This window comes from Streptomyces sp. NPDC005799 (genome assembly GCF_040630525.1).
Classification (GTDB): Bacteria; Actinomycetota; Actinomycetes; order Streptomycetales; family Streptomycetaceae; genus Streptomyces; species Streptomyces griseorubiginosus_B.
The window spans coordinates 24,520-49,738 of record NZ_JBEXXQ010000070.1 but is presented as its reverse complement, the minus strand read 5'-3'; the positions used below and the strand labels follow the sequence as shown (position 1 = coordinate 49,738).

20 protein-coding genes and 1 tRNA gene are annotated in these 25,219 nt (G+C 72.4%); 10 read left to right on the top strand and 11 right to left on the bottom strand.

What is annotated here, in order from left to right; translation table 11 throughout:
* Positions 1-84: 84 nt before the first annotated feature.
* Together chpH and ABZ453_RS44075 are read right to left on the bottom strand one after the other, a co-directional pair.
* Positions 85-318 (bottom strand): chaplin ChpH, encoded by a 234-nt coding sequence (chpH, locus tag ABZ453_RS44080; protein ID WP_359024584.1) that lies wholly within the window; start codon positions 316-318, stop codon positions 85-87.
* Between the two features lie 136 nt (positions 319-454).
* Positions 455-1,780: a M20/M25/M40 family metallo-hydrolase gene (locus ABZ453_RS44075; RefSeq protein ID WP_359024582.1), complete on the bottom strand. Its 1,326-nt coding sequence runs from the start codon at positions 1,778-1,780 to the stop codon at positions 455-457.
* A 198-nt stretch (positions 1,781-1,978) separates the two neighbouring features.
* On the opposite strand from ABZ453_RS44075, the gene ABZ453_RS44070 reads away from it, so the two are divergent.
* The 4 genes from ABZ453_RS44070 (at position 1,979) to ABZ453_RS44055 (ending at position 8,147) form a co-directional block, all read left to right on the top strand.
* A tRNA-Leu gene (locus ABZ453_RS44070) sits at positions 1,979-2,066 on the top strand.
* A gap of 346 nt (positions 2,067-2,412) precedes the next feature.
* Positions 2,413-6,279, top strand: a complete 3,867-nt coding sequence (locus ABZ453_RS44065) for a Pls/PosA family non-ribosomal peptide synthetase (RefSeq protein WP_359024580.1) — start codon at positions 2,413-2,415, stop codon at positions 6,277-6,279.
* Between the two features lie 83 nt (positions 6,280-6,362).
* The gene (locus ABZ453_RS44060) at positions 6,363-7,733 is read left to right on the top strand and encodes a M1 family metallopeptidase (RefSeq protein WP_359024578.1); all 1,371 of its coding nucleotides are present in this window, start codon (positions 6,363-6,365) and stop codon (positions 7,731-7,733) included.
* Positions 7,734-7,760: 27 nt separating this feature from the next.
* A complete protein-coding gene (locus tag ABZ453_RS44055) occupies positions 7,761-8,147 on the top strand; it encodes a YchJ family metal-binding protein (protein ID WP_359024576.1) in 387 nt (128 codons plus the stop codon).
* Here ABZ453_RS44055 and ABZ453_RS44050 read toward each other — a convergent pair.
* The 6 genes from ABZ453_RS44050 to ABZ453_RS44025 all read right to left on the bottom strand — a co-directional run bounded on the left by ABZ453_RS44050 (position 8,144) and on the right by ABZ453_RS44025 (position 17,345).
* Positions 8,144-9,622, bottom strand: a complete 1,479-nt coding sequence (locus ABZ453_RS44050; protein ID WP_359024574.1) for a M20/M25/M40 family metallo-hydrolase — start codon at positions 9,620-9,622, stop codon at positions 8,144-8,146. The genes ABZ453_RS44055 and ABZ453_RS44050 overlap by 4 nt on opposite strands.
* The gene (locus ABZ453_RS44045) at positions 9,619-10,833 is read right to left on the bottom strand and encodes a hypothetical protein (protein ID WP_359024572.1); all 1,215 of its coding nucleotides are present in this window, start codon (positions 10,831-10,833) and stop codon (positions 9,619-9,621) included. Before ABZ453_RS44045 ends, ABZ453_RS44050 begins: the two co-directional genes overlap by 4 nt.
* 12 nt (positions 10,834-10,845) lie before the next feature.
* A complete protein-coding gene (locus ABZ453_RS44040) occupies positions 10,846-13,470 on the bottom strand; it encodes a carboxypeptidase regulatory-like domain-containing protein (protein WP_359024570.1) in 2,625 nt (874 codons plus the stop codon).
* A 132-nt stretch (positions 13,471-13,602) separates the two neighbouring features.
* A complete protein-coding gene (locus tag ABZ453_RS44035) occupies positions 13,603-15,129 on the bottom strand; it encodes a hypothetical protein (protein ID WP_359024568.1) in 1,527 nt (508 codons plus the stop codon).
* 173 nt (positions 15,130-15,302) lie between these two features.
* Positions 15,303-16,382 (bottom strand): hypothetical protein, encoded by a 1,080-nt coding sequence (locus tag ABZ453_RS44030; protein WP_359024566.1) that lies wholly within the window; start codon positions 16,380-16,382, stop codon positions 15,303-15,305.
* A 21-nt stretch (positions 16,383-16,403) separates the two neighbouring features.
* Positions 16,404-17,345, bottom strand: coding sequence for a hypothetical protein (locus ABZ453_RS44025; protein ID WP_359024564.1), 942 nt, complete (start codon positions 17,343-17,345; stop codon positions 16,404-16,406).
* A 234-nt stretch (positions 17,346-17,579) separates the two neighbouring features.
* Between ABZ453_RS44025 and ABZ453_RS44020 the strand changes: the two genes are divergently transcribed.
* Positions 17,580-17,975 carry a LuxR C-terminal-related transcriptional regulator gene (locus ABZ453_RS44020; protein WP_359024562.1) on the top strand — a complete coding sequence of 132 codons (396 nt, stop codon included), beginning with the start codon at positions 17,580-17,582 and terminating at the stop codon, positions 17,973-17,975.
* Positions 17,976-18,097: 122 nt separating this feature from the next.
* On the opposite strand, the gene ABZ453_RS44015 is transcribed toward ABZ453_RS44020, so the two are convergent.
* A complete protein-coding gene (locus tag ABZ453_RS44015) occupies positions 18,098-18,799 on the bottom strand; it encodes an FCD domain-containing protein (RefSeq protein WP_359024560.1) in 702 nt (233 codons plus the stop codon).
* Positions 18,800-18,929: 130 nt separating this feature from the next.
* On the opposite strand from ABZ453_RS44015, the gene ABZ453_RS44010 reads away from it, so the two are divergent.
* The 5 genes from ABZ453_RS44010 to ABZ453_RS43990 all read left to right on the top strand — a co-directional run bounded on the left by ABZ453_RS44010 (position 18,930) and on the right by ABZ453_RS43990 (position 23,918).
* A complete protein-coding gene (locus tag ABZ453_RS44010; protein ID WP_359024558.1) occupies positions 18,930-19,448 on the top strand; it encodes a gluconokinase in 519 nt (172 codons plus the stop codon).
* 39 nt (positions 19,449-19,487) lie between these two features.
* Positions 19,488-20,885, top strand: coding sequence for a gluconate:H+ symporter (locus tag ABZ453_RS44005; RefSeq protein WP_359024556.1), 1,398 nt, complete (start codon positions 19,488-19,490; stop codon positions 20,883-20,885).
* 10 nt (positions 20,886-20,895) lie between these two features.
* A complete protein-coding gene (locus ABZ453_RS44000; protein ID WP_359024554.1) occupies positions 20,896-21,654 on the top strand; it encodes an SDR family oxidoreductase in 759 nt (252 codons plus the stop codon).
* A 14-nt stretch (positions 21,655-21,668) separates the two neighbouring features.
* Positions 21,669-22,700, top strand: coding sequence for an L-idonate 5-dehydrogenase (locus tag ABZ453_RS43995; protein WP_359024552.1), 1,032 nt, complete (start codon positions 21,669-21,671; stop codon positions 22,698-22,700).
* Positions 22,701-22,811: 111 nt separating this feature from the next.
* Complete coding sequence (locus tag ABZ453_RS43990) at positions 22,812-23,918, top strand: hypothetical protein (protein WP_359024550.1); 1,107 nt, start codon at positions 22,812-22,814, stop codon at positions 23,916-23,918.
* On the opposite strand, the gene ABZ453_RS43985 is transcribed toward ABZ453_RS43990, so the two are convergent.
* Together ABZ453_RS43985 and ABZ453_RS43980 are read right to left on the bottom strand one after the other, a co-directional pair.
* Positions 23,856-24,482, bottom strand: a complete 627-nt coding sequence (locus ABZ453_RS43985; RefSeq protein WP_208780973.1) for a cytochrome b/b6 domain-containing protein — start codon at positions 24,480-24,482, stop codon at positions 23,856-23,858. The two genes, ABZ453_RS43990 and ABZ453_RS43985, sit on opposite strands and share 63 nt — an antisense overlap.
* Positions 24,466-25,218, bottom strand: coding sequence for a molybdopterin-dependent oxidoreductase (locus tag ABZ453_RS43980; protein ID WP_359024548.1), 753 nt, complete (start codon positions 25,216-25,218; stop codon positions 24,466-24,468). Before ABZ453_RS43980 ends, ABZ453_RS43985 begins: the two co-directional genes overlap by 17 nt.
* Between the last annotated feature and the right edge of the window lies 1 nt (position 25,219).

The following is a 25,219-nucleotide window of genomic DNA, read 5'->3' as shown; positions in this document are numbered from 1 at the left end:
CGCTAAACGGCCGGTGGCCTCCGGCGCGCTGGGCACGCACTCCGGAGCCGACGGCGTGAACAAACGACCCCTTGGGGGCCGACGTCAGTGGTTGACGCAGGTGTTGCCGAAGGCGGGGTTCAGCAGCCCGATCACGGAGACCGTGTTGCCGCAGACGTTCACCGGGATGTGCACCGGAACCTGAATGACGTTGCCGGACGCGACACCCGGGGAGTGCACCGCGGCACCCTGAGCGCCGGCGTCGGCGACGGCCAGGCCCGCACCCGCGAGAACCAGACCACCAGTGGCAGCCGCAGCAGCGACGACCTTCTTGATCATTATTCCTCCTTGTTGGCAATGCGATCCCAAGTAGCGGATCGCATCACGTGTAACGAGGAGGGAGTATTGGAGCTACGAGCTTATGAGCGCATTCACTCTTCTCAGTCAGTTCCGTACAGGCTGGCGATTACCGAGGTCACGACGCGTCGATGAAACGGTCGAGAACGCGCACGCCGAACTTCAGGCCGTCCACCGGAACCCGCTCGTCGACGCCGTGGAACATGCCGGCGAAGTCCAGCTCCGGGGGCAGCTTGAGGGGCGCGAAGCCGAAGCCGCGGATGCCGAGGTCGTCGAAGGACTTGGCGTCCGTGCCACCGGAGAGCATGTACGGGATCGCCTTGGCGGTCGGGTCCTCGGCCAGCAGCGAGGACTGCATGGCCTCGACCAGGGCGCCGTCGAAGGAGGTCTCCAGGGCCTTGTCGGAGTGCACGTCCTCACGGCGCACCTTGGGGCCGAGGATCCGGTCCAGGTCGGCGAGGAACTCCTCCTCGTGCCCCGGCAGGAAGCGCCCGTCGACGTGCGCGGTGGCCTCGCCCGGGATGACGTTGACCTTGTAACCGGCGCCCAGCTGGGTGGGGTTGGCGGTGTTGCCGAGAGTCGCCCCGATGAGCTTGGCGATGCCGCCGAGCCGGGCCAGGGTCGACTCCATGTCCTCGGGGTCCAGCTCGGTGCCGAGCGCGTCGCCGAGCTCGTCGAGGAAGGCGCGGGTGGTCTTGGTGACCCGGACCGGGAACGTGTGCCGGCCGAGGCGCGCGACGGCCTCCGAGAGCTCCGTGATCGCGTTGTCGCGGTGGATCATCGAACCGTGGCCCGCCGTCCCGGCCACGGTCAGCTTCATCCAGTGCATGCCCTTCTCGGCCGTCTGGATCAGATAGAGCCGCCGCTGCTCGCTCACCGTGAACGAGAACCCGCCGACCTCGCTGATCGCCTCGGTGACGCCCTCGAAGAGGTCCGGGTGGTGGTCGACGAGGTGCCGGGCGCCGTACGTGCCGCCCGCCTCCTCGTCGGCGAGGAACGCCAGCACGATGTCCCGTGGGGGCCTGCGGCCGCTCCTGAGCCGGTCGCGCACGACGGCGAGGGTCATGGCGTCCATGTCCTTCATGTCGACGGCCCCGCGTCCCCACACGCACCCGTCGGTGACCTCGCCGGAGAACGGGTGGTGGGTCCAGTCGTCGGCGTTGGCCGGTACGACGTCCAGGTGGCCGTGGATCAGCAGCGCGGGCCGGGACGGGTCCTCGCCCTCGATACGCGCCACGGTCGAGGCGCGGCCCGGGTGCGATTCGAAGATCCGCGGTTCCAGGCCGACCTCGGCGAGCTTCTCGGCGGTCCACTCGGCGGCCTTGCGCTCGCCGGGCCCCGAGTGGTCGCCGTAGTTGCTGGTGTCGATCCGGATCAGCTCGCGGCAGAGGTCCACGACCTCGTCCTCGCCGGTGACGGTCCTGGTCGTGTCCGTGTCGCTCACGCTGCTTCCTCCCGCTGTCACTGCTGGTGGTTCCCCTCATCCTCCCTCCGACCCCGGCCGCGCCCCAAGGCCGGGCCCGGCCCGTCACACGCCGTTCACGCCGGGGCGGGGTCGCGACGGGGGGTGATCGGGCACCCCCGGGAGCCTGGTAATGTTTCCTTCGTCGCCGCGGGGGAAACCCCGTGCGACAGACACCTTGTCCGGGTGGCGGAATGGCAGACGCGCTAGCTTGAGGTGCTAGTGCCCTTTATCGGGCGTGGGGGTTCAAGTCCCCCCTCGGACACCATCAGCGGACACTCCGGTGCTGACCGATACTCGGTCGGCACCGTTTGTGTTGTGGCCGTGCGCCGTGCATGTTCCCTCTCGCGTCGGGCGCCACATGCGCCCCGTGAGCCTCTCCTCACCCACGGTGTGGGACATCTCTCTCCGCTTTGAAGATCACCAGGTCAGAGGTGGTCTGCGGGGCTTCATGGTGCCCCGAACGGCCCTTCCGAGTGGTCGATCAGACGGCATGAACCTAGCGTCGTACTAAGATTTCCGGTTTGTTACGGAGCTGGAGGAGGACAACCCCAGGCAGACCTGCGGGCCCGCCAGCGCCCCGGAGGCTTCCGGGATCGAGACGCGAGGACCCGATGGCAGCCATACACGAGAGCAGTGCTCTCGGCCTGCTCGACGAAGAGCTCAGCGCTGAGATCCACCAGCAGTTCGGCGACACAGGACGTTTTTCGGGAGGTCAGGCGGCCTCCCCCCGCACACTTGTCGACATCTTCGACGCGTCCGTGCGCTCGTACCCGGACGAACTCGCCCTGGACGACGGCACCGTCCAGCTCACCTACCGGGAGCTGGCCGGCGAGGTGGAGCGGCTGCGGCGCGAGCTCGGCGCGGCCGGTGTCGGACTCGGTGACCGCGTGGGCATCCGCGTGCCGTCCGGCACCAACGACCTGTATGTGGCGATCCTCGCGGTCCTGGCCGCGGGAGCCGCCTACGTCCCCGTGGACGCCGAGGACCCCGACGAGCGGGCCGCGTTGGTGTTCGGGGAGGCCGAGGTGCGGGCCGTCGTCGGCACCGCGCACGAGCTGACCGTCAACGGGCGCGGTGACGTGCCCGCCGCGCGCCCGGGCGTCGAGCACGACGCGTGGATCATCTTCACCTCCGGCTCGACCGGCAAGCCCAAGGGCGTCGCCGTCAGTCACCGCAGCGCCGCCGCGTTCGTGGACGCCGAGGCCGCGCTGTTCCTCGCCGAGGACCCGATCGGTCCCGGTGACCGCGTCATGGCGGGCCTGTCGGTCGCCTTCGACGCGTCCTGCGAGGAGATGTGGCTGGCCTGGCGCTACGGCGCCTGTCTGGTGCCGGTCCCGCGCTCGCAGGTCCGCAGCGGCGCCGACCTGGGTCCGTGGCTGGTCGAGCAGGAGATCACCGTGGTCTCCACCGTCCCGACGCTCGCCGCGCTCTGGGAGCCGGAGACCCTCAACGACGTTCGTCTGCTGATCTTCGGCGGCGAGGCCTGCCCGCCCGAGCTGGTGCAGCGGCTGGTCACGGAGGGGCGCGAGGTCTGGAACACCTACGGGCCGACCGAGGCGACCGTCGTGGCCTGCGCCTCACTGATGAGCGGCGAGGAACCGATCCGCATCGGTCTGCCGCTGGACGGCTACGAGCTGGCCGTCGTCGACGAGGCCGGGGAGCCCGTCCCGATGGGCGAGAGCGGTCAGCTGGTGATCGGCGGGGTCGGTCTCGCCCGGTATCTCGACGCCGAGAAGGACGCGGAGAAGTACGCGCCCCTCGAATCGCTGGGCTGGGAGCGGGCGTACCGCAGCGGTGACCTCGTGAAGGCCGAACCGGAGGGGCTGGTCTTCCTCGGCCGTGCCGACGAGCAGATCAAGCTCGGCGGCCGGCGGATCGAGCTCGGTGAGGTGGACGCCGCACTGCAGGCGCTGCCCGGGGTGGCCGGCGCCGCCGCGGCCGTGCGCACCGCCCGCAGCGGCAACCAGCTCCTGGTCGGCTATGTCGTCACCCAGGACGGCTGGGACCACGCGGCCGCGGTGGAGAAGCTGCGCGCCGAGCTGCCCGCCGCGCTCGTGCCGTTGATCGCCCCCGTCGAGGACCTGCCCACCCGCACGTCCGGCAAGGTCGACCGCAACGCGCTGCCCTGGCCGCTGGAGGGTCTGGAGACCGGTGGTCCGGCCGAACAGCTCTACGGCACCGAGGCCTGGCTGGCCGAGCAGTGGGCGGAAGTCCTCGGCATCCCGGTCGCCGGCGCCCGCGACGACTTCTTCGCGATCGGCGGCAGCAGCCTGGCCGCCGCCCAGCTGACGACGAGGCTGCGCACCCGTTACCCGAGCGCGGCCGTCCTCGACATCTACCAGCAGCCCACGCTGCGCAAGCTGGCCCGCCATCTGGAGGCGTCGGCCCAGGACGACGGCGCCCGGCGCACAATCGCCCCGGTGCCGGTCCGCGCCAAGGTCGTCCAGCTGCTGCTCCTGGTGCCGCTGTTCACGCTGCTCGGTCTGCGCTGGACGATCGTGCTGGCCGCGCTCGGCAATCTGCTGCCCGCCTGGTCCTGGCTGCCGACGGCGCCCTGGTGGCTGCTCGCGGTCGGCGGCATCGCGCTGTTCAGCCCGCCCGGACGGCTCGCGATCGCCGCGGGCGGCGCCCGGCTGCTGCTGCGGGGCATCGAGCCCGGCCGGTACGCGCGTGGTGGCGGCGTCCATCTGCGGCTGTGGACCGCCGAGCGGCTGGCGGAGTTCTCCGGGGCTACCACGCTGACCGGTTCCTGGCTGGAGCGGTACGCCCGAGCGCTGGGTGCCAAGGTCGGTCAGGACGTCGACCTGCACTCGCTGCCGCCCGTCACCGGCATGCTCAAGCTGGGCCGGGGCGCCGCCGTGGAGTCCGAGGTGGACCTCTCCGGCTGGTGGCTGGACGGTGACCGGCTGGAGATCGGGCAGGTCAAGGTCGGCGCGCACGCCACCGTCGGCACCCGCAGCATGCTCTTCCCGGGCGCCCGCGTCGGCAAGCGCGCCGAGGTGGCCCCCGGTTCCGCGGTGAACGGGCAGATCCCGACCGGCCAGCGCTGGGCGGGCGCGCCCGCGGTCAAGCTGGGCAAGGCCAAGCGGAACTGGCCCAAGGAGCGCCCGCAGCGCGGCACGTACTGGCGGGTGATGTACGGCCTGACGGGCCTCGTGCTCTCCGCGCTGCCGCTGGTCGCCTGCGGGGCCGCCTTCCTCGTGGCGCACGCCCTCATCGATCCGGCCGCGCCCCTGCGCGGTGCCGCGCTCGCCCTCGTCCCGGCGACGCTGGCGTTCGGAGCGGCGTACGCGCTGCAGATCCTCGTCGGCGTGCGGCTGCTGAGCCTGGGCCTGCGTGCGGGGACGTACCCGACACACAGCCGCACCGGCTGGCAGGCCTGGACGGTCACGCAGCTGATGGACCGCTCGCGCGAGACGCTGTTCCCGCTGTACGCCGGGCTGGTCACGCCGGTGTGGCTGCGGCTGCTCGGGATGCGGATCGGGCGGGGCGCGGAGGTGTCCACGGTGCTGGCGCTGCCGAGCCTGACGACGGTCGGCGAGGGCGCGTTCCTGGCCGACGACACGCTGACCGCGCCGTACGAGCTCGGTGGCGGCTGGATGCGGATCGGGCGCGCGGAGATCGGGCGTCGGGCGTTCCTGGGGAACTCCGGGATGACCGCGCCGGGGCGCAGCGTGCCGGACGGCGGCCTGGTGGGCGTGCTGTCCGCGACGCCGAAGAAGGCGAAGAAGGGCAGTTCCTACCTGGGGCTGCCGCCGGTGAAGCTGCCGCGGAACGCCGAGAGCGGCGACCAGAGCCGGACGTACGACCCGCCGGCCCGGCTGCTGTGGGCGCGCGGTCTGGTGGAGCTGTGCCGGATCCTGCCGGTGTTCTGCTCGGCCGCGATCGCGGGCGGCACGGCGGCCCTGCTGTGCCTGCTCGGGCCGTGGGCCGCGCTGCTGTCGGGTGTCGTGCTGCTCGGGGCCGGAGCGGTGGCCGCGCTGGTGTCGATCGTCGCGAAGTGGCTGCTCGTGGGCCGGCACCACACCGGGGAGCACCCGCTGTGGAGCGGTTACGTGTGGCGCAACGAGCTCGCCGACACCTTCGTCGAGGTCGTGGCGGTACCCTGGCTGGCCGGTTCCGTGCCGGGCACGCCGGTGATGACCGCGTGGCTGCGCGGGCTCGGCGCCCGGATCGGCAAGGGCGTCTGGGTCGAGAGCTACTGGCTGCCGGAGACCGACCTGGTGACCCTCGGGGACGCGGCGACCGTGAACCGGGGCTGCGTCCTGCAGACCCACCTCTTCCACGACCGGATCTTGCGGACGGATACTGTTGTTCTCCGTGAGGGCGCCACGATGGGCCCTGGCGGGATCGTGCTGCCCGGCAGCACGATCGGGGCCCGCACCACCCTGGGTCCCGCGTCGCTCGTCATGGCCGCGGAGTCCGTCCCGGACGACACCCGCTGGCTCGGCAACCCGATCGAGGCATGGCGTCCCTGAACGCGGGCCACTCGGATCTGGGTGTCGCGTGCGAGGCACCGGCGGGAGCGAGTGGTTCGACGGCGCAGGGAGCAGAAGCGGCAGTGGCAGTTCAGCAGTCGGGTGGTTCGGACCCGTACTTTCCGGAACACGGTGATGCCCGTTACCGCGTGCACCGGTACGAGCTCACGCTGGACTACCGTCCTGGTCCCAACCGGCTGGCGGGCAGCGCCCGGATCAGCGCCATAGCGGGTCGCTCGCCGCTCGCCGAGTTCACCCTCAACCTGGCCGACTTCAAGATCGGCCGGGTCAAGGTGGACGGCCGCCCGGCGCACTACACCCATCGCGGCGGCCGGCTGCGGGTCCGTCCCGCCAAGCCGGTCCGTCCGGGTGCCGCCTTCCCGGTCGAGGTGCACTGGTCGGGCAATCCCAAGCCGGTCCCCAGCCCCTGGGGCGGGCTCGGCTGGGAGGAGCTGGAGGACGGGGCTCTGGTGGCCAGCCAGCCGATCGGGGCGCCGTCCTGGTACCCGTGCAACGACCGGCCCGCCGACAAGGCCTCGTACCAGATCTCGGTCACCACTCCATCGGCGTACGCGGTGGTCGCGGGCGGCAGGCTGCTGACCCGTACGACCAAGGCGTCCACCACGACGTGGGTGTACGAGCAGGCCGCGCCGACCTCCAGCTATCTGGTCGGTCTGGCGATCGGCAAGTACCAGACGGTGCTGCTGGGCGACCCGGGGCCGGGCGGGGTGCCGCAGCACGGGCACATCCCGGCGCATCTGCTGCCGGAGTTCTCACGGGACTTCGCGCGGCAGCCGCAGATGATGGACCTGTTCCAGGAGCTGTTCGGGCCTTACCCGTTCGACGAGTACGCGGTCGTGGTGACCGAGGAGGAACTCGATGTGCCCGTGGAGGCTCAGGGGTTGTCGCTGTTCGGCGCCAACCACGTGGACGGGGCCCGGGGTTGGGAGCGGCTGGTGGCGCACGAGCTGGCGCACCAGTGGTTCGGCAACAGTGTGTCCATCGCGGACTGGCGGCACATCTGGCTGAACGAGGGTTTCGCCAAGTACGCGGAGTGGCTGTGGTCGGAGCGGTCCGGCGGGCGCAGCGCGCAGCAACTGGCGGCCGCCGCACACCGGTTGCTGTCCTCGCAGCCGCAGGACCTCCGGCTGGCCGATCCGGGACGCAAGTCGATGTTCGACGACCGGCTCTACGAGCGCGGCGGGCTGGTCCTGCACGCGGTGCGCTGCGCGATGGGCGACGAGGCCTTCTTCCGTATGCTGCGCGGCTGGGCGGGACTGCACCGGGGCGGGGCGGTGACGACCACGACGTTCACGGCCCATGCGAACCGCTACGCGGACGAACCGCTGGACGGCCTCTTCGACGCCTGGGTGTACGGCACCCGGCTGCCCGCGCTGCCGGCCCAGATCCCGGCGCGTCCCACACACCCGCCGACCAACGCCGAGTCGGCGTAGACGGGCGGGGCGGGCAGAATGACCCCCATGTCCCGACGCCCCTCACCGTCCTGTCCCTGCGGTCTCCCGGGGACGTACGAGAAGTGCTGTGGCCGCTTCCACCGGGGTGAGGCGGCGGCACCCACGGCCGAGGCGCTGATGCGCTCGCGCTACAGCGCCTTCGTCCAGCGCGACGAGCCCTATCTGCTGCGCACCTGGCATCCGCGGACCCGCCCCGCCCGGGTCGGCTTCGAGGCCGGGATGCGCTGGACGGGCCTGGAGATCCTGGACACCGCCGACGGCTCGGCCTTCCACGCCACCGGCACGGTGACCTTCCGCGCGTCCTTCAGGGGCGGTGCGCTGCACGAGCGCAGCCGCTTCGAGCGGGTGGAGGGGGCGTGGGTGTACGTGGGCGGGGAGTTCCTCGAGGACTAGAGCGCGCCGAGTTCCGCGTAGAGGCGGACACAGGTGTCGGTTCCGCGGTGCAGGCTGCTGAGGGCGAAGCGTTCGTCGGGGGCGTGGATGTTGTCGTCGGGGAGGCCGAAGCCCAGGAGGAGTGTCCGGGTGCCGGTGGTGGCGAGGTCGCCGACGAAGGGGATGGAGCCGCCCGAGGGCAGCAGGAGGGGCGCCCGGCCGAAGACGGGGGCGGCGGCCCGGCGTGCGGCGGCGACCGCGGGATCGCGGAGGTCCAGCTGGTACGGCCCGCAGGAGGACAGCGGTGTCAGCCGCGCCCTGACCCCGCGCGGGACGCGCTGTGCCAGATGGGTGCGCAGGGCCCGGAACACGGTGGCCGGCCGCTGACCGGGCACCAGACGGACGCCGAGTTCGGCGCCGGCCCGGCGCGGGACGGCGGCACGGGCCGCGGCGTGCAGGGCGGTGACGACCACCGCCGGGCGGACGGTGGCCCGCTCGAAGGCGGAGTGGCCCGGTTCGCCGTGTCCGTACCGGAGTCCTGCCGGGGCGAGGAACTGTTGATCCGTCGGTCCGTCGCGGGCGAGCCGGGCGCGGGTGTCCGGGTGCGGGGGGCGTACGTCGTCGTAGAAACCCTCGACGGCGACACGGCCGTCGGGCCGGTGCAGGCTCGCCACCAACGCGCACAGCGCCTGGGCGGGTTCGGCCACCGCGCCCCCGTAGGCACCGGCGTGCAGGTCGGTGGTGGGGCCGGTGACGTCGAGGCGGACGGCGAGGGAGCCGCGCAGGCCCGTGACCAGGACGGGGGTGTGCGGATCCCGCATCCGGGTGTCGGAGACGACGGCGAGATCGGCGCGCAGGAAGGCGGGACGGCGGAGCAGATGGTGCCTCAGTGCGGGGCTGCCGATCTCCTCCTCGCCGTCGAGGACGATCCGCAGGTTGACGGGCGGGCCCCCGGCCGCCAGCCAGGCCTCGATCGCGGCGAGTTGCGCGACGAGCTGCCCCTTGTCGTCGCTGGCCCCGCGGCCGTGGACGTATCCGGCGTGGACCGTGGGGCGGAAGGGCTGCGTGGCCCAGGCCGATCGCGGTCCGGCGGGCTGCACGTCGTAGTGACCGTAGACGAGCACCACGGGAGCGCCGGGTCGCCGCAGCCACTCGCCGGTGACGTACGGGGCGGCGCGCCCCGGCCGCACGGTGACGGCGTCCAGTCCGATGCGGCGCAGGTGCGCGGCGAGCACCGCGGCACAGGCGCGCAGGTCGGCGCGGTGGGCGGGGTCGGCGCTGACGGTCGGGTGGCGGATCAGGTCGCACAGGAGGGAGAGGGTCCGGGCGCGACGGGCGCGGGTATGGCGGAGTGCGGCGGTCGTACGGGCTCCGCTCGTACGACCGCCGCCGAGGGACGCACTCCCGCCGGGAACGTGGCCCGCGACAGCGGGCCGAACCGTTCCCCCGGGCGCCGTCCGCGCGCGCTCGGCGCCGGCCTCACGGCTTCGGGTCACACACGCGCCCCGTTGAGCGGTGCGGTGGCACGGCCCCGTGTCCCGCCGGCCGGCCCCGTGCCGCGGACCACCGGCGGGGCCGGTGGCCGTGGGCGGGTGACGCGTTGGGCGCCCGCGACGGGCGCGGCGGAGCGGTCCCAGGGCATGCCCCGGCGGTCCTCCTGGCGGACGGCGACGCCGAGCGACTGCGCGCTGGTGAGCCATTCCTCCGCGCTTTCGGCGATCTCCAGCAGAAGCGTCTCGAACTTGGCTCGCTGGGTCTGCAGCAGATGCGGCTGGGCCAGCCAGCGCAGGACCTCGCGGCCGGCGATGCCCATGCGCTGACGCGGCGAGGTGACCAGGCGCTCGCCGAAGTACTGGGCGAGCACGATCTCCACGACGTCCCAGGCGGTGTCGGCGCCGTACAGGCGCCTGATGTCGTCCGAGCCCAGGATGCGGTACGCCTCGTCGAGGAGTTGCATGACCTCGACGCGGAGCACGTTGACATGGCCGTACGAGGTGAACTTCAGGTTGTTGCGCAGGTCCAGGCCGGCCCGGCGGACCACGGCGATGCTGCCGAAGCTCGGGTCGTAGGCCCGCTCGCGCACCACGTCCGCGATCCGCTTGTCGCGGTGGAAGAGCGCGACCTGGTTGACGAAGTGCTCGAGGAGGCCGTGGAAGTCGCCGTTGGCGCGGGAGCCGGAGGGGACGGGCGCCCTGCCGTAGCCGAAGGCACGGCGGTAGGCGGCCAGTCGGTCCCGGCGCGTGTAGCGCAGCACCTCGCGGCGGTCGAACTGGTAGAGCGCGTACGCGCCCGCACCGCTGGACAGGTACACGGCGCCCGCGCGGAACAGCTCCTGGAGCTTCTGCACGGCGCGGAACACGCCGATCATCTCGTGCTGGTAGATGTAGTAGAGGTCGGCCATCGCCACGAGCCGCTCGGAGGACACCGTCTCGTCGTACGGCTCGATCGCCTGCGGCAGCCGGGTCTTGCCGAGCTCGTCTGCGGCCTGGTCGCCGATGCCGACCAGTTGGGCGAGGCCCTTGTCCGGCGGCGGCTTCTGCTCCAGGTCCGCCTTGACCGCGGACTGCAACAGGTCGTCGATCTGCTTCGTCAGCACGTCCGCCAGCTGCGGATCGGCGACGAGCTGCGCGGACAGCCGGTCGGTGACGGTCTCCCGGAGGGCCGCGATGCGGTCGAGGAAGGCCTGGTAGTCCTGTTCGTTCGCCATGGGTCTCCTCCGTCAGGTCGTCAGGGCGTCGACCGTGTTGCTGCGGATGCCGCCGGGGTTGACCAGGGTCACCACCCAGGTGAGGTCGCGGTCCCGTGGCACGCCGTTGAACAGGGCGGTCGCTCGTCCCGGCTTGGTGGTGTCCACGGTGCCGGAGACGATGACGGCCCAGTCCGGCCGTTCGAGGGCGGAGAGCTCCGCCGTGGCGCCGGGGAGGAAGCCGCTGCCGACCAGGCGGACCCGCAGGTGGTGCCCGCTGTGCTTCTCTGCCTCGGCGAAGACCACGAGCGGAGGCTCGCCGCGCTGCACCGCGTGGGCCAGCCTCGCCGTGTCGGTGAGTTGCTGCGCCAGTTCGCCGAGGGCGCGCACCACCCGCCCGGTCCGCAGGCCGTCGGGCAGCGCAACGCCGCTGGGCAGAGTGCCGCTGCGGGCCAGAGCGAGGGTGCGGCGCACCAGGTCGGCGAGCTGGTCCAGGATGGGGGTGATCGCGACGACGCCGTCCTTGCCGGCCTCCCGGATCAGCCGGGGTGCCTCGCTGGTACTGACCCGGACCACCCAGTCCAGCAGGTCGGAGAAGAGGATCGAGGGCAGGCCCGACGAAGCGGGGAACTCCAGCCTGATCGTCTGGCGCTGGGCCGCGTCGATGAAGACGGACTCCAGCGTGAAGACGGCTTCCTCGACGGACTGTGCCACCACGTCCAGGTTGCGGGACAGCCGGATCAGAACCGTGCCGAGCGAGGTGTCCGGGGTGGTGCCGTCGAACAGCTGGCGGTACGTCTGCCAGCCTGCTTCCAGGGCCAGCACGTGGTCGACGACGATACGGAAGTTGGTGACGATCCGTTCCTCGTCGAGTGTGCCGACGCGGCCGGTGTTCAGCCCGAAGCGCTCGCGGAGCTGGGCGAGTTGCCCGCCCACCGAGTCCGGATTGAGTGGCGTGCCGGTGACGTGGGGACCGGCCAGCAGGGTGAACAGCTCGTTCACCCGCTGGATGCGCGGCCCGCCCTCCACGGCCAACTCGTCGACCAGCTCTCCCAGTTCCGACCGCACGATGGTACGGATGGCCTCGGTGTCCTGCGGATCGGCGGCCGGGTCCAGGGGTTGCAGGCCGTCGAGCAGGGGGGTGACCTGGTCCAGGGCGTTCTTGGCCCGGTTGTAGATGCTCGCCTGCGCTCCGGTGAGCGCGCCCAGGTCTGCCTGGACGGCGTAGCCGCGCGGGTGCCAGGTGAACTCCGTGTGCCCCTCCACCTCCCGCAACTCGAAGGCCCCGGTCAGCGCCGCCTGGAAACCCGAGGTGTTGGAGCCGGGACGCCAGCCGAGCACATCCCGCAGGGCGCCCTCGACGATCTGCCCGTAGGTGGCCGAGCGGTCTCCGCCGACGACCGGGGCGCCGCGGCCGGAACCGATGTCCTCGGTGAGAACGGGGAACGAGGACAGGTCGCTGAGCACCTGGCCGGAGGGGGTCGTCCTGCCGCCCCTGCCGGGCGGGCGGGTGACGACGAAGGGTACGACGGGCGTGGAGTTCACGTCGACGGTGGTCCACTGGACCGGTTCCCCGTATCCGGGATCGGCGGAAAGCAGGTAGACACCGGCACGGTCGACGACGAGTTCGTAGTCGCCGTCGTCGTCGGTGTGCGTCGTGTCCAGTTCTTCCGTTCCGTCCTCGCTGTGGATCGTCACCCTCACGTGGGGGACCGGGTGACCTTCCTCGTCCGTCACCTCCCCGCTGATGCCGTGTGTCTCCTCGGTGGCGAGCCGGAGGAACCTGAAGCGCTCCGAGATGTCGTGCTCCTTGCCTCGGGCGGCCTTGCAGAGCGCCCGCCGGTACCTGGGGTCGACGTCGACACCGTGTGTGCCGCACTTGGCGTGGGACAGGTCGTCGACGGCGATGTCCGCCATGCCCGGAGCGACGGTGTCGAAGACGCACCGGCCATGGCCGTCGGTGCGCTCCCTCCGGGAGTCGGTCTCGTCTCGGGCGTCGGACGGCACGAGCCGGAAGACCGCTCCGACCACCGGTTTTCCGTCCACTGCGGCTTCGATCACGAAACGGGCGAAGTCGCGCCGGTACACCAGTCGCTTCGGCTCATCGGCCAGCGGGTCCACTCCCATGGGGTGTTCGGTGGCCTTGGGGTCGAGCGGTGCGTAGAACCCGCCGCTGCGGGCGACAACGTCGACGCTCTCGCCCTTGGCCGCCGCGTGGATGAGGCCGTCCGGCCCGCTGACGTAGTCGACACCCGCCACGGCGGCCCTGGCACCCGGCGCCGTCCGACCCTCCGGGGTGACGGTCAGCAGTCGCACGAGCTGCGTGCCGGCTTCGGGCAGTAGCACGACGTACGGCTCCTTCCCGCGCTGTCCGCTCCGGGCCGCCAGGACCAGATCGGCGGGCTCGCCACCGCCCGAGGCCCGCACGTCGGTGAAGCCCACGGGTGTGTCCGGTCGCGCGGCGACCGTGTAGGTGCCCGGCTCGAGTGCGCAGGTGATGAGCCCCTGCTCGTCCGAGGGCCCCACCGTGATCGGTGGCCCCCCGGTCGTCCGGGAGAGCTCCAATGTGACGTTGTGCGGTTTCGGCCAGGCCTTCGGATTCGGTTCCCCGGCGTCGGGAGTGGGCGCGAGGTAGACCTGGATCGTGAGTGTGGGCATCGTGCTCTCCTTCCTCTCCAGGTCAGCGGCCGACGCCGGACGTGGAGCACGGGCTGGTCAGCGCGGCGGTCTGCCGGCATCGGGCGTCGGGCGCGGTCTTCGCGCCTGCCCGGGTGAACCGGAGGGTCACGGTCATCGCCTCGCCAGTTCCGTGTAGAAGTTGCGGGTGATCACGCCCGGGCGGGCGAGGCGGCGGTCCAGGGCGGAGCGGGTGGCGCCGATCAGGAAACGGGCCGGGATGATGCCCGGGTCGGTTCCGGCGGCGAGGCGTTCGGCGGCTTCCCGCTGCATCGCGTACTCCTTGGCGCCGAAGGGCAGCACCTGGGCGAGGGTGCGGCGGCCGAGCTCGGGGAACGGCCGGAAGCAGAGGGCGTCGACGACCGCGGGGTGGGCGGCCTGGAACGTGGCCAGCAGGTCGCGGGGCAGGGTGCCGGCCCGCGGGTCGGGATAGATCGCGGCCCACAACCGCCCGTACCGCTCGGCCTGTTCCTCGAACCCCGTCCTGCGCAGCAGCTCGATCGAGATCCAGGCCCGCAACCAGGGCGTCGGATGCGGACCGTGCGGGCTGTACGTCAGGACGGTCGCCGGGGCGCGGCCGATCACGTCGAGCAAGGACCCGACCACGGCGGGGCCGCCGAGCAGAAGGGCGCACAGGTCGGCGTAGATCTCACGGTTCCAGCGGACCCAGGTGCGCACGACGGCGGGCGGGCAGCCCTCGTCGAGGAGCCGGCGGGCGATCGCGCGGGGCACGGCCTGGTCGAGGCCGAGGTCGCTCTGGAGGTTGTGGGAGACCTCGTGAAGCACCGCGCCCAGGGTCCAGGGGTTGACCAGTCGGTGGTAGGGCAGTTGGACCAGCGGGAACGGGTTGAGACGTCGGCCGAGGCGGCGCAGCGGGATGCCGCGGCGGAAGGTGGCCGGGGAGAATCCGGTGCGCATGAAGGAGAAGGGGGGCGGGGCCGGCAGCGGTTTGGCCTCGCCGACACCGAGGTAGGCGGCCTGGTAGCAGGACAGGGCGATGCGGTCGCACGACAGCAGGGCGTCCGCGAACACGGTCTGGCGCTGGCCGAACAGCTCGAAGTAGAAGTCCCAGATCCGTTCGACCTCACGCACCCAGTCGTGGGCCTGCTCCTTGGCCGTCAGCAGCCTCTGCAGGCGCCCGGTGACGGGCCGGGCCTGCGCAGCGCGGGCCAGCTCCCGAACCTGCTCGCTCTGCCGCAGCAGTTCACCACGCAGCTGGCGCAACAGCGCGTTGACGGCCTGCAGATGTCCGGCGGTGGGCGCCGCAGCCCCGCTCCCGAACTCCCCTGCCCGGAAGGGCCGCAGGGCCGCGGCATGCCGGGTGACGTTCAACCCCTGCGCACGGAGCCAGGGTTGGCGGACGGGGACGACGACGGGGGCGGGACGGACGGGGCGACCGGACTGGACGACGGCGGTCCCTGGGTCCGGGGTGGGGATCGGAGCCCCGGGGGCACGGCGGACCTGTCCCGGGGGACGGGCTGGCATACCGGCGGAGGCGGAGACCCGGGGCTGCGCGGCGAGCACCGGACGGACCCCCGAGCGGGGTGCGCCCGAGCGCGGGACGTCCGTGCGGGGGACGCCCGAACGGGAGGCGCCCGCACCCGATGTACGGGCCCGGTCGCGGGCCGTCGGCGCGCTCATCGTCGGCCTCCGGCCGGAACCCGGGAGCGGACCGTGCCCCCGGACCGCGGCCGCCGTGCGGCACGTCGCGGCGTCCGCCCCGGGTCGGCCGGGGCGGCAAGGTCCGGTTTTCCGGAGGGGATTTTCCGGGCCGCCCGGTCGCACGGCGTGGCTGCGGTCATCGGGGGCCTCCGTCAGATGCCGTAGGGCCTGCGTGGGCGGGCCGGGCGGTAGGCGGGGACCGGGACCCACGCGACGGACAGGGCGGGCAGGCCGGGGGGAGGGGCGGCCACGCGACGAGGCCCGTACCGGCGGCGCGTCGCCGGGACGACCGTCGGCCGTCCGTACGGTCCGGGGCCGGTCACGCCCGTCGGGACCGCCGCCACCGAGCGCACGGCGGCGGCCGAGACCGGCGCCACTCCGGGAGCACCCGACCGTACGGCCTGGTGGTACCGGCGGTCCATGGTCCGGGCTCGCCGCAGCACCGCACGGCGCCTGCGCGGGTCGGACAGGACCGCCGCCGTCTGGCCGGCCAGGGTACGGGCGGCCGAGCGTGCCGTGACCGGACGGCCCCGGGCCACCTGCCGGGCCAGGCTGCCGGCGGTGCGTACGGCGATGGTGGGGAGCGCCCGGACCAGGGGCCGTGTCGCGGGATTGCGGCGCAGGGTGCGGGTCACGCCCGCGAGGCCGCGGACCAGTTGCGGAGCGTGGCGGATGACGGCCGGCGCGGCCCGGCGCGCCAGGCCCACGGCGATGGGCGCCAGCGCGCCGATGAACGCCTCGGCCTCCTCCTCGGACTCCGCCTCGGCGGCGGCATGTCCCAGGTGCTCCATCAGGGCGTCCGGGTAGATCCGCCGAAGGGGATTGGTCATCCCCTCCGCCTCGGACTCGGACTCGTACTCGTACTCGAACTCGCCCTCCGCTTCGTACTCGTGGAGGAACTCCTCCTCGAACTCCCTGTGATGGAGGCTCTCTTCCTCGAACTCCTCCTCGAACTCGCCCTCTGTCTCGAAGAGATACTCCTGCTCCGAGCCCCCGCCGCCCAGGGCACCGAGTGCCGAGCGCGCCGCCCGGCCGGCCAGTCCCGCGAGGGAGGACAGGAACTCCTCGCCTTCGAACTCGCCCTCGCCCGCGAACTCGTACTCGCCCTCGTACTCGTACTCGCTCTCCAGGGCGCCTTCGCCCTCGTAGAGGTTCTCCCACTCCCCCTCCAGCTCGGGGAGCGGCGCCGCGCCGGACGTCCTGGGACCGGCACCGTTGGTGGTCGTGCTCATGGCCGCAGTCCTTCCTGTGGCTCAGCGCGGGGCCGAGTAGCCGGGGCGGCGGAGCCGCGCGCCCGCGTAGGGGCGGCGGGTCCGGGCGGCGGGGCTGGTGGCACGGACCGCGGTCGCGGCGCGCACGTTGCGCTGCAGTGCCCGGGCCGTCTGCTGCGGGCTGCCCAGGACGCGCCGGGTCTGCCCGGCCATGACGCGGGCGGCGGTACGGCGGTCGGCGGGCCGGCCGGCCGCGGCGCGGGCGCCGAGGACACGGGCCGTACGGCGGACGATCAGCGGCACGGCTCGCACGGCGGGCCGGGTGGCACGCTGCCGGCGCAGCAGCCGGGTGAGGACGCAGGTGGCCCGCACCAGATGCGGCAGCAGCCGGCGCAGGGCGGCCCGGTCCCGGGCGGACAGCGCGGAGACGGTCGCGGCGCCGATCATCGCCTCGGCCTCGGCCTCGGTCTGCGCCTGCGCGGCGACGGCGGCCATCATCTCGGCCAGCGCCTCCTGCTGGGTCAGCGGTCGGGTCGCCTCCTCCTCCGCCTCGGCCTCGAACTCCCCCTCGCCCTCCTCCTCGTAGAGGTACTCCTCCTCGAACTCGCCCTCGCCGAGAGCCCGGGCGGCGACGCTCCCGAGAGCCCCGCCGAGGGGTCCGCCGATGGCGGTGCCCACCATCGGGGCGGCCACCCGCGCGACCTGGCGCAGGATCGGGGCGGCCCGGCGGACGAAGGAACGGATCCGGCGGAAGAAGGCCTCCTCCTCGAACTCGCCCTCGTACTCGCCCTCCCACTCGCCTTCGTACTCCCCCTCGTACTCGCCCTCGCCCAGGAGTCCGCCGAGCGCACCGGCGATCCGGCCGAGGAACTCCTCGCCCTCCTCCTCGCCTTCCTCCTCGAAGAGGTACTCCTCCTCGCCGGCGCCCTCGAACTCGCTCTCCAGGGCGGCCTCGTCCTCGTACTCCAGCTCGGCCTGGCGCATGTGCATCGCCGCCTCTCGTCACGCGGTCGGACAACTCACCCTGGTCATGGCGGAGTTGGCCTACCAGTCGCACGTACTGCGGTCGGCCGTACCGGTCGGGTTCGGATGAGCGTCCCTCGGACGTGCTACACGCAAATGGGGCACAGGGGGGTCGCACCCGCTGTTAAAGTGCGCTCATGCCGACGGGCGTGGAACCGGGTGAGGTCCCGGCCGCTGCAGGCAAGGGGGCTGGCGATGACGGACGGGGCAGGTACCGGACTACTGGCCAGGGAGCGGACCGCCGCAGAAGTCGAGGCGCTGGCGGTGGAGTTGATCGCCAAGCTCGCCGCCGGTGACGGACATGTGCTGCTGGACCTGGAGATCGACGGCGTACGGTGTCTGGTCCTGCGGGGCGACCGGACGGGGCCCGTCTCCTTACTGAGCCCGCGCGAGCTGGAGATCGCCCGCATGGTCGCCTGCGGTCACCCCAACAAGACGATCGCCTCGGTCCTGGAGATCAGCACCTGGACCGTGGCCTCCCATCTGCGTCGCATCTTCATGAAGCTCGACGTGACGTCCCGGGCGGCGATGGTGAGCCGGCTGACGTCGGGTGACCAACAGCTGAAGCCCGATCCCATGGAGTTGACCTAGTCATGGTGTCCCGATGGGACCGCTGGCCCCAGCCGGGGACGCCATGGCCGATGCCTTCGTCGTGCTGCCCCTCGGCGTGACGGCGCGGGGCGCGCGGGAGTGACCGCCCCCGGGCTGTCGTCCTAGGGCGCCAGGATGTCCAGCTCCTGGAGCGCCCCCACCGTGATCTCCCGGGTGAGTTCCTCCGCGCGGGCCGCGTCGCCCGCTCGTACCGCCTCGGCCACCTGGACGTGGAGGGTGACGGCGGCGGGGTCGGGGTCCTCGAACATCACGTCGTGGTGGGTGCGGCCGGAGAGGACCTCGGCGACGACGTCCCCGAGGCGGGCGAACATCTCGTTGCCCGAGGCGGCGAGGATCACCCGGTGGAAGGCCACATCGTGGACGAGGTACTCCTCCAGCTTGTGGCCGCGGGAGTTGGCGACCATGCCGAGGGCGCACTGGGTGAGTTCGGCGCACTGCTGGGCGCTGGCGTTCCTCGCCGCGAGAGCGGCGGCGACCGGTTCGACCGCCGAGCGCAGCACGGTCAGTGAGCGCAGCTGACGGGGGCGGTCGGCGCCGGCCAGGCGCCAGCGGATGACCTGCGGGTCGTACACGTTCCACTCGGCCTCGGGGCGCACCGTCACGCCCACGCGCCGACGTGACTCGACCAGGTGCATGGACTCCAGGACCCGGACCGCCTCCCGCATCACCGACCGTGAGACGTCGAAACGCTGTGCCAGCTCGTCGGTGCGCAGAACGCTGCCCGGCGGGTACTCGCCCGCTGTGATCGCGGGGCCGAGGGTGTCCAGTACACGGCCGTGCAGCCCCCGGCCCGCTGTGCTCATGCACTCAGAGTACGGGGTGGATCACCGAGACAAAAAGTCAGACTTATTTATGTCAGGGTCTTGAAATCGTCGTACCTAATCGGCTTCAGTTACGTCGACATCATGTGTCGAAGAGGACAGTGAGGCAGCGATGAGCACCCCCCATGTCGTCGTGGTCATGGGCGTCGCGGGCACCGGGAAGACCACCATCGGTCCCCTGCTCGCGGCGCGGCTCGGCGTTCCGTACGCCGAGGGCGACGACTTCCATCCGCCGGCCAACATCGCCAAGATGTCGGCCGGTGTCCCGCTCGACGACGAGGACCGGTGGCCGTGGCTCGACGCCATCGGCGCCTGGGCGCACGAGCGGGCCGGGCTCGGCGGGGTGGTCAGCAGCTCGGCGCTGAAGCGGTCGTACCGCGACCGACTGCGCGCCGCGGCCCCCGGTGTCGTCTTCGTCCACCTCACGGGCGACCGCGCCCTGATCGAGGACCGGATGTCGCATCGGCAGGGTCACTTCATGCCGACGGCGCTGCTCGACTCCCAGTTCGCCACCCTCCAGCCGCTCCAGGCGGACGAGCCGGGTGTCGCGGTGGACGTCACCGGCAGCCCCGAAGAGATCACCGAACGGGCCATGAAGGCGCTGAGCGCACTCCCCCACCCGGCCCGGTAAGACCCCCTACCCCACTCCCCGTACCTGCAAGGGACCACCGTGACCAGACTCAGCGTCGAGATGCTGGCAGCGGACGCACCCGAGCCGATCACCTCGGCCGGCCACGCTCAGCTGGGCATCGCCGTACTCGTGGGCATCGCCGTCATCGTCGTGCTCATCACCAAGTTCAAGCTGCACGCCTTCCTTTCCCTGACCATCGGCTCGCTGGTGCTCGGCGCCGTCGCGGGGGCCCCGCTGGACAAGGTCATCCTCAGCTTCACCACCGGACTCGGCACCACGGTCGCGAGCGTCGGTGTGCTGATCGCCCTGGGGTCCATCCTCGGCAAGATGCTCGCCGACTCCGGCGGAGCGGACGAGATCGTCGACACCATCCTCGCCAAGGCCGGCGGCCGGGCGATGCCGTGGGCGATGGTACTGATCGCCTCGGTCATCGGACTCCCGCTGTTCTTCGAGGTCGGCATCGTGCTGCTGATCCCGGTCGTGCTGATGGTCGCCAAGCGCGGCAACTACTCCGTGATGCGCATCGGCATCCCGGCGCTCGCCGGTCTGTCCGTGATGCACGGTCTCGTCCCGCCGCACCCCGGTCCCCTGGTCGCGATCGCCGCGGTGAAGGCCAACCTCGGTGTGACGCTGGCGCTGGGCATCCTGGTCGCCATCCCGACGGTGATCATCGCCGGCCCGCTGTTCTCCAAGGTCGCGGCCCGCTGGGTGGACGTGCCCGTCCCCGAGCGGATGCTGCCGCCGCGCGCCTCCGAGGAACTGGAGAACCGCCCCGGCTTCGGCGCCACCCTGGCGACGGTCCTGCTGCCGGTCGTGCTGATGCTGTCCAAGGCACTGGTCGACATCGTGATCGACAACCCCGACGACATCACCCAGCGCGTCTTCGACGTCATAGGCAACCCGCTGATAGCCCTGCTCGCGGCGGTGCTCGTCGGCATCTTCACGCTGCTGCGGCCCGCCGGGTTCGGCCGGGAGCGGCTCACTCCGCTGGTCGAGCAGGGACTCGCGCCCATCGCCGGCATCCTGCTGATCGTCGGCGCGGGCGGCGGCTTCAAGCAGACGCTGATCGACACCGGCGTGGGCCAGATGATCCTGGACATCTCCAAGGACTGGTCGATCCCGGCGCTGCTGCTGGCCTGGCTGATCGCGGTGATCATCCGGCTCGCCACCGGTTCGGCGACGGTGGCGACGGTCTCGGCGGCCGGTCTGGTCGCCCCGCTCGCGGCCGACATGTCGACCACGCACACCGCCCTGCTGGTCCTGGCCATCGGCGCCGGCTCGCTCTTCTTCAGCCATGTCAACGACGCCGGTTTCTGGCTGGTGAAGGAGTACTTCGGGCTGAGCGTCGGCCAGACCATCAAGACCTGGTCCGTCATGGAGACCATCATCTCCGTGGTCGCGGGCGGCCTGGTCCTGCTCCTCTCACTGGTCATCTAGGAGTACGAGGATGAGTCACCCCCTGTTCGACATCAGCGGCCGCAGGGCCCTGGTCACCGGCTCCAGCCGGGGCATCGGGCTGGCCCTGGCCCGGGGCCTGGCGGAGGCCGGCTGCACGGTGGTCCTCAACGGCCGGGACGCCGACCGCCTCACCAAGGCGGCCGCCGACCTGCCCGGCGACGTCCACACGGCCGTGTTCGACGTGACGGACGGTTCCTCGGTGAGGGCCGGCCTGGCGGACGTCGAACAGCGGGTCGGCCCCCTGGACATCCTCGTCAACAACGCGGGCATGCAACTGCGCGCCCCGCTCCTGGAGTTCACCGACGCCGACTGGCACCGCATCCTGGACACCAACCTCACCAGCGCCTTCCTCGTCGGCCGGGAGGCGGCCCGGTACATGACGGCCCGCGGTCACGGAAAGATCGTCAACATCTGCTCGCTGCAGAGCGAGGTGGTCCGCCCCGGCATCGCGCCCTACGCGGCCACCAAGGGCGCGCTGAAGATGCTGACCAAGGGCATGTGCGCCGACTGGGGCCCGCACGGTGTGCAGGTCAACGGCCTGGGGCCGGGCTACATCGAGACGGAGCTGACTCAACCACTCGTCGAGGACGAGGAGTTCAGTGCCTGGGTGCGCCGCCGCACCCCGGCCGGCCGCTGGGGCCGTACCGAGGACCTGGTGGGCGGGGTGCTCTTCCTGGCCTCGCCCGCCGCGGACTTCGTCGGCGGACAGGTGCTGTACGTCGACGGCGGAATGACGAGCGTGCTGTGAAGGGGGCCGCGGGGATGCTCGGTTGTGTGATCCACGGTCAGGACGACCTGCGCGTCGAGGAGCTGCCGGTCCCGGAACCCGCCCCGGGGCAGGCCCTGGTGGCCGTCCGCTACGGCGGGGTCTGCGGGTCCGACCTGCACTACTGGAGGCACGGCGGGGTCGGCGACTTCCGCCTGAGGGAGCCGATGCTGCTCGGGCACGAGGTCGTCGGGACGGTCCTCGCGTACGGCTCTCCGTCCCCCGCAAGTCCCGCCGCGGGTACGGCCGTCGCCGTGCACCCGGCGAGTCCCTGCGGTGCCTGCCCGGAGTGCGTGGACGGACGCCGGAACGTCTGCCGGGACACCCGCTACCTCGGCAGCGCGGCTCGCCTCCCCCACGTACAGGGCGGATTCGCGGCCCGAGTGGTCGTCCCGGCCGAGCAGTTGAGGCCGCTTCCGGAGGGGCTGGAGCTGCGCCGGGCGGCCCTCGCCGAGCCGCTGTCCGTCGCCCTGCACGCGGTGCGCCGGGCCGGTGACGTGACCGGCAGGCACGTCCTGGTCACCGGCGCCGGGCCCATCGGCTGTCTGGTCGTCGCGGCGGCCAGGGCCGCGGGCGCCGCACGGGTCACGGTCACCGACCTGCTCCCCGCCGCCCTGGAGTACGCGCGCCTCGCCGGCGCCGACACCCTCGTACGGGCCGACGACCCGGACGATCCCGGGTGGCCGTCCGAGGTGGACGTGGCCGTGGAGGCGTCCGGGGTGCCGGCGGGGCTGGACACCTGTCTGCGGCTGGCGCGGCGCGGCGCGGTCGTGGTCCAGCTGGGGATGCTGCCGCCGGGACCCTCTCCTTTCGCCGGCAATCTCGTCGTCAGCCGGGAGATCGAACTGCGGGGCGCCTTCCGCTTCGACACCGAGTTCGACGAGGCGCTGCGGCTGCTGGCGGCCGAGCCCGCCTTCGACGGGCTCGTCAGCGCGGTGGTCCCGGTGCCGGAAGCGGTGTCGGCCTTCGCACTGGCGGCGGACCGGAGCCGGTCCTGCAAGGTGCTGCTGGACTTCGGGACTTCCTGAACATTCCCCAAGGATCAGCCGAATACGGGTTCCCCGGGCGCGTGGCCGCCCGCATGATGAGGAGATCCCCGGACCTGGGAGCTCCGGGGGCGGACCGTGTCGGGGGGCGTGATGGCGGTTTCCCTCGGGATGCGTATCTCGGGGCTGCTCGTGGCGGGAGCGGTGGCGGTGGCCGTCGCGGCCTTCGGCGGTGACGGCAGTGGCGGCCCGGACGGCGGAGGCGGCGGCAGCTCGATCGTGACCACCGGTCCGACGGTCACCGACGGCCCCCGTACGGCACCCCCCTCCCCCACCCCCCGTCAGTCACCGGCCGGGGAGGCCACGGGGACCGTAGGCCCGGACGTTCCGCGCCACCGTCCCGGCGCCGCGACTCCCCGTCGCAGCTCCCCCACGACCTCTCCCGGCCACAGCAGCAGCCTTCTTCTGAGCCCGGGTTGGCTTCCGCCCGGGCCGGCCTCCCCCAACGCCGACCCCACGCCGGACCCGGCCGGTGTCTACGACCAGCTCCGGGACCCGGGCCGGTGCCGGGCCGCCCGCACGGTCGTCCCGGCGGCCTCCGCCGACCCCGAGTGGCGGGTGCTGCGGGCTCTGGCCACCGCCTGTCTCGCCGTACAGGGCCGGGGCGGGGGTTGGGCGACGGCGGCCGACGACTACGGCGCGCTGGCCGGCAAGGTCGGCACCTGCAAGGGGCGCGCCGCCTACGCCGTCCTCGGCGGGCTGCTGGAACTGCACCGGCTGCACCCCCACGCCACCGTGCGGCTGAAGGCCTCCTCGAGCTCCGCGCCCGCGTGCGCCTACCGGATCGCCGGGGTGGACACCGAGGTGGCCCAGCCCGGCGACACCGTCGGGATCGAGCTGCACGGCACCTGCTTCGACCCCGCCGAACTGCCCAGGTTCGCAAGCGTGTCCATCGGCGGGCGCGCGCTGCCCGTGCCGCCCGTGCTGCGCTCCGTGTCGGGCGACGAAGTGGTGCTGTCGGCGGTCGTACCGGTCCTGGCTTCCTATCCGGCATCCGTCGACGTGGTCGTCCGCTACGGCAGCACCGAGGCACGTCTGAAGGACGCCTTCACGGTGGTGGCACCCACCGTCACGGTCCCGTCACCGGGCCAGAGCTCGCCGCCGCCGGAAGGGGCGCGGCCGCCCGCCGGGCCCGGCTCACGGACGCCAGAGAGGGTGTTCCCGCTTCGCCCACTCCCGGCTCACCTTCCCCGTCCGTAGGCCACTGCGGGCCTCCGGGTCGCCGATCGCCATGCCGATGTGCCCGGCGATGACGATCCCGATGGTCAGCGCCAGCCAGTCGTGCACGAAGGTCGCGCTGGTGCGCCACACGATCGAGGTGAGATGGGTGAACCACATGATCAGGCCCGTGCCGAGCATCACCAGTGTGGCCCCGGCGATCCAGGACGCGTAGATCTTCTGCCCCGCGTTGAACTTCGCAGCCGGACGCGAGGAGCGGCGCTTGTCCCGGCTCACCACCGCCAGCAGCCACGTCTTGTCGTGCGGCCCGAAGCGGTTGAGGTGCCCGAGGTCGGCGCGGAAGTGCCGGGAGACCAGGCCCACCAGCACGGGCACCGGCAGGGCGAGCCCGGCGCACTCGTGGACGCGGACCACCAGCTCGCGGCGGCCGACCAGTTCCGCGAACTGCGGGACGTAGAGGAAGGCGGCCGTCACCACGCACACACCCATCAGCGCGGCCGTGGTCCGGTGCACCCACTTCTGGACCGGTCCGAACCGGCGGACCTCGGTGGCGGCCGGGGTGTGCGCCTCAGCTCGTAGGGTCATCGTCGCGTCCGTTCGAGTTGCCGACCCAGGCGTCCACGTCGTAGCCCCGGTGCTCCCAGTAGCCGCGCTTGACGTGCTCGGTGACGGTGATGCCGGAGAGCCACTTGGCGGACTTGTAGAAGTACATCGGCGCCACGTACAGGCGGACCGGTCCGCCGTGGTCGTGACCGATCTCCTTGTCCTGCATGCGCAGCGCCACCAGGACGTCGGAGCGGCGCGCCTGGTCGAGGGTGAGGCTCTCGGTGTACGCGCCGTCGAAGCAGGTGAAGTGGACCGCCCCGGCGCCGGACCGCACGCCCGCCGCGTCCAGCAGGTCGGACAGCCGTACCCCTTCGAAGGGGGTGTCCGGGACCCGCCAGCCGGTCACGCACTGGACGTCCTTGACCAGCCGGGTCTGCGGCAGGGCGCGCAGGTCCTCGAGCGTGTAGGTCTTCGGGCGGTCGACCAGTCCGCCGACGGTGAGGCGGTAGTTCGAGGCGTCCTTGTGCGGTACCGAAGTGGTCACCGAGTAGTAGCGGAAACCACCGCCGTTCGGGAGCAGACCGGTCAGGCCGGTGGGGTCCTTGCCCGCGGCGGCGCCGAGGAAGCTCTCCAGGGCGCGCTGCACGGTGGGCGCGGTCACCACGCCGAGGGCGCCCAGGCCGATGGTGCCGAGCAGGACCCGGCGGCCGACCGGGGTGCCGCGTTGCGTGGGCGGCGCCGGTTTGCCCGGCTCCTCGGGTTGTTCGGGGTTCACG

Excerpts from the sequence above, each read along its gene's own strand:
- chpH (WP_359024584.1), bottom strand. The coding sequence starts at position 318 with ATGATCAAGAAGGTCGTCGCTGCTGCGGCTGCCACTGGTGGTCTGGTT.
- ABZ453_RS44065 (WP_359024580.1), top strand. The coding sequence starts at position 2,413 with ATGGCAGCCATACACGAGAGCAGTGCTCTCGGCCTGCTCGACGAAGAG.
- ABZ453_RS44055 (WP_359024576.1), top strand. The coding sequence starts at position 7,761 with ATGTCCCGACGCCCCTCACCGTCCTGTCCCTGCGGTCTCCCGGGGACG.
- ABZ453_RS44045 (WP_359024572.1), bottom strand. The coding sequence starts at position 10,833 with ATGGCGAACGAACAGGACTACCAGGCCTTCCTCGACCGCATCGCGGCC.
- ABZ453_RS44040 (WP_359024570.1), bottom strand. The coding sequence starts at position 13,470 with ATGCCCACACTCACGATCCAGGTCTACCTCGCGCCCACTCCCGACGCC.
- ABZ453_RS44035 (WP_359024568.1), bottom strand. The coding sequence starts at position 15,129 with ATGAGCGCGCCGACGGCCCGCGACCGGGCCCGTACATCGGGTGCGGGC.
- ABZ453_RS44030 (WP_359024566.1), bottom strand. The coding sequence starts at position 16,382 with ATGAGCACGACCACCAACGGTGCCGGTCCCAGGACGTCCGGCGCGGCG.
- ABZ453_RS44025 (WP_359024564.1), bottom strand. The coding sequence starts at position 17,345 with ATGCGCCAGGCCGAGCTGGAGTACGAGGACGAGGCCGCCCTGGAGAGC.
- ABZ453_RS44020 (WP_359024562.1), top strand. The coding sequence starts at position 17,580 with ATGACGGACGGGGCAGGTACCGGACTACTGGCCAGGGAGCGGACCGCC.
- ABZ453_RS44015 (WP_359024560.1), bottom strand. The coding sequence starts at position 18,799 with ATGAGCACAGCGGGCCGGGGGCTGCACGGCCGTGTACTGGACACCCTC.
- ABZ453_RS44010 (WP_359024558.1), top strand. The coding sequence starts at position 18,930 with ATGAGCACCCCCCATGTCGTCGTGGTCATGGGCGTCGCGGGCACCGGG.
- ABZ453_RS44000 (WP_359024554.1), top strand. The coding sequence starts at position 20,896 with ATGAGTCACCCCCTGTTCGACATCAGCGGCCGCAGGGCCCTGGTCACC.
- ABZ453_RS43995 (WP_359024552.1), top strand. The coding sequence starts at position 21,669 with ATGCTCGGTTGTGTGATCCACGGTCAGGACGACCTGCGCGTCGAGGAG.
- ABZ453_RS43990 (WP_359024550.1), top strand. The coding sequence starts at position 22,812 with ATGGCGGTTTCCCTCGGGATGCGTATCTCGGGGCTGCTCGTGGCGGGA.
- ABZ453_RS43985 (WP_208780973.1), bottom strand. The coding sequence starts at position 24,482 with ATGACCCTACGAGCTGAGGCGCACACCCCGGCCGCCACCGAGGTCCGC.